The following is a 5,556-nucleotide window of genomic DNA, read 5'->3' on the forward strand; positions in this document are numbered from 1 at the left end:
GGATTATTCAAAATCTGTCTAACGTGGTCGTGTGTCATGCCCGCAATGCCCATTCTGACGGGTTTTTCTTGAGCATACGAAAGACTAATAATTAAAAAGAGGTACACAAAAAGGATGTTTTTCATAGTAATTTTAAGGTTGAATCTATCAAATTTAGATAAAAATTAGTATCAAGTCTATCTTTTGAGAAAAGTTTTCATTAGAAAGTCTATTTTTGCGTTATAGTTTCAAACAATTAAAAAAACTATCGACTATGGTCGGTGGTCTATCGACTATCTCATGTCAATCAAAATCCAAAATCTGAGTAAAACTTACGGCACGCAGCGAGCTGTTGATAATATTTCTTTTGAAGTTTCCAAAGGCGAAATCGTGGGTTTTCTTGGTCCAAATGGTGCGGGAAAATCTACTACCATGAAAATATTGACGGGCTATATACCTGCCACTGATGGTTCGGCCGAAGTGAATGGGTATGATGTAAAAACTTCGCCGATGCAAGTCAAAAGCAGTATTGGTTATCTGGCCGAACATAATCCCTTGTATTTGGATATGTATGTGCGTGAGTTCTTGGAATTTGCAGGTTCACTTTATGGTTTAAAAGGAAAAACGTTGCAAATAAAAGTGGCAGAAACCATCGAAATGGTGGGTTTAGGCTTAGAAAAACGTAAAAAAATAGGACAGTTATCAAAAGGCTATCGCCAACGGGTGGGGCTTGCTCAAGCACTGATTCATAACCCAGATGTACTAATTTTGGATGAACCAACTACTGGACTTGACCCTAATCAATTGGTCGAAATCAGAGACTTGATTAAGTCAGTGGGTAAAAACAAAACGGTAATTTTCAGTACGCATATCATGCAAGAAGTAGAAGCTATTTGCGATCGTGTCGTAATTATCAATCATGGAAAAATTGTTGCCAACGGCACACTTTTCGAACTAAAACAAGATGGAAAAGGTATTGAAGACGTTTTCCGTGAATTAACTGCTTAGAACAATTTTCAAAATTGTTCTACCAAAATGCACAAAAAATGCTCGAAATATGTAGTTTTTCTTTAGAATCTTGCCTTATAGCCCAAAAAGCTGGAGCTGGTCGTGTCGAACTTTGTGGCGGAATGTTTGAAGGAGGTACAACACCTTCGGCGGGGTTGATTCGCTTGGCTCGTCAAAAATTGAGTATTCAATTATATGTTATGATTCGCCCACGTGGGGGAGATTTTTGTTATTCAGATGCCGAATTTGAGGTGATGAAAGCCGATATTCTGACAGCCAAAAATTTAGATGCTAATGGCGTAGTTTTTGGTATTTTGAACCCCAACGGAAGTATTGATATTGCCCGAACAACGGAATTAGTAAATTTTGCTGCTCCACTAAAAGTAACTTTTCATCGAGCTTTTGATGTTGCCAATGAGCCTATTCAAGCCTTAGAAGATATTATCGAATGTGGTTGCGAACGTATTCTTACTTCTGGACAAAAAAATACCGCTATTGAAGGCATTGATTTACTCAAAACTTTGGTTGCAAAATCAAATAATCGCATCGAAATAATGGCAGGAAGTGGCGTGAATTTCCAAAACGCCCAACAATTCTTGTCGGTTGGTATTCACGCACTTCACATGACAGGCAAAGGAATTCAAGAAAGTAAAATGACTTTCCGAAAACCAGATGTGAGTATGGCAAGTAGCTCATTATCAAATGAATACGAGATTTATGAAGCTGATTTTGAGAAATGCAAAGCCGTTGCCGAACAAATTCTCCGCATAAAATAGGCTTATTTCTTCATCCTATTTTCAAACAAAAATACCCCATTTTTATTGGCAATAATAATGTCCAATTTCTTGTCTTTGTTCATGTCTTTAACAGCAATATTCAAGCCTGCACCCGAATCATTATCAATGATATGTTCTTTCCAATAAGGCTGTTTCCCTTTTGTAAACTCAAAATATAATAAAATGGGAGTGTCCCCATCGCCTGCATCTCGGCCGTTATGAGCCAAAAATCTTTTTCCTGTAATGTATTCTTTTTTACCATCACCATTCAAATCAGCCATGAAAGATGAGTGAGTTTGGGAAGTAGTCTTGCTCATTATATTAGTCGTAAAATCAGTTTTCCCCTCTTTTGGCGTTTGTTGATGAAACCAAATACCCAATGCATGAGCCGAGGCAGTCACCACATCATTTTTACCATCGCCATCAACATCAAAAACTTGCATGTGCGAACACGGTTCACTCAAATTGACAGCATGAAACTCCCAATCACCTGACTTTAAATTATTTTTTCCTTCAAACCAACCATCCTTAATAACAACATCTTTTATGCCGTCCATATTAATATCCCCAAAACCGATTCCGTGCGAAAACCTCTCCGTTCCTGCTACTTTTTCTTTGCTCAAAGCAAATCGTTTCCATTCTGTTTGACCTTTTTTCAAAGGAGCTTGCAGCCAAACTATTTGATTTTTTTTCACATCCCCACACAAAATATCTAATCTGCCATCGCCATCTATATCTATAAAACCTGGCGATTCGTTGGCAATTCCCATCGAATCGGCGATGATATGTTTGCTCCAAACACCTGGTTTGTTCTTGGGATTTTCGAACCAAAAAGCAGGTTTTCCTGGGTAATCAATAATTACTACATCGTCCCAACCATCAAGATTTACGTCCATTCCAAAATTAAGAAAAGATTCGCAGTATTCTTTTCTTGGGTCATAAGTGCGTGAAGGAGCCATTTCGTGCTTTATCCAATTGGGTGCTTCAAACCAATAATATCCTGCCACAATATCCATTTTTCCATCTTTATTGAGGTCGCCAACGGCCACACCTTCCGAGATAAAGTCACGAGTGATGATTGTTTTTTTGAAATCGTTTGATGTTTGGGCGTAACAAAAATTAAACACTGATATTACGTACACAACAAATAACATTATTTTTTTCATGATTTTATTCTGTTTTAAGTCTTTTTTATGATGAATAGCGGAACGTCGCACTGTACTAATTATTCTTTCAGCAGTTTTTCAATAATCTGCCTGTTTTCGTGTTGCTCATGTGAATTTGTTTTCATTAGCTTTTCATGCAAATCGTTCAATGATTTCTTGGCTTCGGGAGTTTTTATTGCTCCGACTCTTTGAATCATGTAAGTCATAAACTTAGGTATTTTTGCACTTTCTGCCATCGCTAAGGCACGATTAGCGTCAATTTCTGCCAAAGGCTCGGCGGCATACCAATACATCAAAGGTAAATTATGGTCGTTTGCATCTGCTGATTTTTGAACAAGTGCTTCCATCACTTCCCAACGTTGTGAAGGTACCAAACGCAATATTCCCGAAGTTAAATAAAGCTTTACCAAAGCAGAAGGTTCGTTTTTAGCCAATTTTGCAAAAATTTCGAGCGTTGAAGTCGAAACTGCTTTGTCTTCGGTTAAAAGTTGAATTGCCCAACTTCTGATATTTTCATCGGCATTACTTAACAAATTATTCAAATCTTTTTCAGTAAGCCCTTGCGTAACATGAAGCGTCCATAACGCTCTAAGTTTTCGAGAAACGTCAGGATTATTTGCCAAAATTGCTTTTAAAGCTTCATGAACTTTTGGATTTGAGCCTCTTTCTTGCAATATAGTGCGTGCTTGTCTTACATAAAATTCGTTTGCGTTTAAGTGATAATTAACTAATTCTAAGTCTGTTGCTTTCGTCAGATTTACTTTTACCCATTTGTCATTTTCGTGCGTAATTTTAAAAATTCGCCCCATTGTTTTATTATGCACATCAGGGTTTGGACTGTGACATTGATTCTTGTCATACCAATCAATGGCAAAAACTGAGCCGCTTGCATCATATTTCATGTTGAGCCATTGCGACCAAGAATCATTCATCGTCAAAAAATCTTTTTCGTGCGAAGCCACATAACCCGAGCCTGAGCGAGTCAGACGGTCGTTGTTTAGCTTTGCTCCATTAATATTATTCATAAAAATAGTATTCCTATATTCTTTTGGCCAAGTATCGCCGCCTAAATATATCATTGCTCCAGCGTGGGCATGACCTCCACCCGCCGATGCTGACCTAAAATTGCCTGCATGAGGTCCACAGTCGCCCAAATAATGCACATGGTCGCCAATGGTTTTTATGTCATCATAAGTATAAGGATTGAAATGTTTTCCTGCCTGACGGTAATATCTTGCTCCTTGAATGATATGAAACATGTGAGGAATAACACAAACCGTAATAAACGGATGCCCCATATCATTGAAATCAATGCCCCAAGGATTGCTCGTGCCTTCGGCAAAAACTTCAAACTCGTTGCGAGTGGGGTGATAACGCCAAATGCCCGCATTGATTTTGGTGCGTTCGCTGTCTGATGCACCAGGTTTTCCAACATTAGAATGTGTAAAAACGCCGTGAGCTCCATAAAGCCAACCATCGGGTCCCCATCTTAAATTATTCAGCACTTCGTGGGTATCTTGCACGCCCCAACCGTCCAACAATTTTTGAGGCAGACCAGTTGGTTTATCATTTTCAAAATCGGCAGGAATAAATAAAAGATAAGGAGCTGCACCGAGCCAAACACCTCCCATGCCTACTTCGATTCCGCTGACAAGGTTTAAGTTTTCCATGAAAACCTTTCTATTATCAAGTGTTCCGTCGCCATCAGTATCTTCAAAAATCAGAATTTTATCTCTGCCTTGTCCTTCGGGGGCTGGAACTGGGTAAGTATGTCCTTCGACCACCCAAAGTCTGCCACGAGCGTCGATTGTGAAGCTGATAGGTCGAATAATGTCAGGTTCGGCAGCAGCTAAGGTAATTTTAAAACCTTTGGGCAATGTCATAGCTTTGGCTGCTTCAATGCCCGAAAGTCCAGAATTAATAACAGGGTCGAGTGGCGGAAGAATAATGATGTCTTTTTGATTCAGTTCGTTCGGAAAAGTGGGACGACGGGCATAAAACAAAAAATTATCGAAATTTATATGAGCCCAAATATCGGGTCTGATATAAGGGATGGAAGTAATGCCAGTTTCGTTATCAATGATACGAATAAATATATTTTTGTTCAAAAATTGGCGTAAATCAGCTACTACGGGCTGCAATGTAGCCCTTCCTTGTCCTGTTGATTGAAAAATCACTTTCTTGGTATCAGCCAAAACAAGTTCTACTCGTGTGTCTTGCAAAGCACCACCCGAAACACTAAAGGCAGCGTAAGGATGCGTTACTTTAAAAGGTACGGAAGTCAATGTTCCAGTTTCTTTGGCATTGACGGTGCCACCACTGCTGATAAAATATTTTCCTGTAAATCCTATCGCCATGTCGGCAGCGTGTACTGGCGATGGGTCTTGATTAAAAATTGGATTTTTGAAAGCATCCCCTTCGGCAGTCCAATCTTGTAATGTGCCTGTTTCAAAATTTAGATTGAGAAGTTTGCCGTTTTTCTTTGGCAAAATTCCAGCAACAGTTTTAGTTGAAATTGCACCTGCCACAACCTCAAACTTACCAACCATTCCAGCGGCACGATGCCCAGGCACTGTGCAATAATAAGTGTCATTTCTAACCGCCCTAAAACTAATGCTTGTGTTACT

The 5,556-nt window shown here is 39.2% G+C and carries 4 protein-coding genes; 2 read left to right on the forward strand and 2 right to left on the reverse strand.

Annotated elements, in window-relative coordinates:
* Positions 1-279: 279 nt before the first annotated feature.
* Positions 280-987, forward strand: coding sequence for an ATP-binding cassette domain-containing protein (locus tag ACH2CJ_RS14430; RefSeq protein ID WP_394993648.1), 708 nt, complete (start codon positions 280-282; stop codon positions 985-987).
* A gap of 38 nt (positions 988-1,025) precedes the next feature.
* Positions 1,026-1,763: a copper homeostasis protein CutC gene (locus ACH2CJ_RS14435; RefSeq protein ID WP_394993649.1), complete on the forward strand. Its 738-nt coding sequence runs from the start codon at positions 1,026-1,028 to the stop codon at positions 1,761-1,763.
* Positions 1,764-1,765: 2 nt separating this feature from the next.
* On the opposite strand, the gene ACH2CJ_RS14440 is transcribed toward ACH2CJ_RS14435, so the two are convergent.
* Entirely contained in the window at positions 1,766-2,917 is a 1,152-nt protein-coding gene (locus ACH2CJ_RS14440; RefSeq protein ID WP_394993651.1) for an FG-GAP repeat domain-containing protein, read from the reverse strand.
* Between the two features lie 71 nt (positions 2,918-2,988).
* The coding region (locus ACH2CJ_RS14445) for a PVC-type heme-binding CxxCH protein (RefSeq protein ID WP_394993650.1) at positions 2,989-5,556 on the reverse strand (2,568 nt) is incomplete at its 5' end.

Origin of the sequence: Emticicia sp. (assembly GCF_043780375.1) — a bacterium.
Lineage (GTDB): Bacteria > Bacteroidota > Bacteroidia > Cytophagales > Spirosomataceae > Emticicia.

Excerpts from the sequence above, each read along its gene's own strand:
- ACH2CJ_RS14435 (WP_394993649.1), top strand. The coding sequence starts at position 1,026 with ATGCTCGAAATATGTAGTTTTTCTTTAGAATCTTGCCTTATAGCCCAA.
- ACH2CJ_RS14430 (WP_394993648.1), top strand. The coding sequence starts at position 280 with ATGTCAATCAAAATCCAAAATCTGAGTAAAACTTACGGCACGCAGCGA.
- ACH2CJ_RS14440 (WP_394993651.1), bottom strand. The coding sequence starts at position 2,917 with ATGTTATTTGTTGTGTACGTAATATCAGTGTTTAATTTTTGTTACGCC.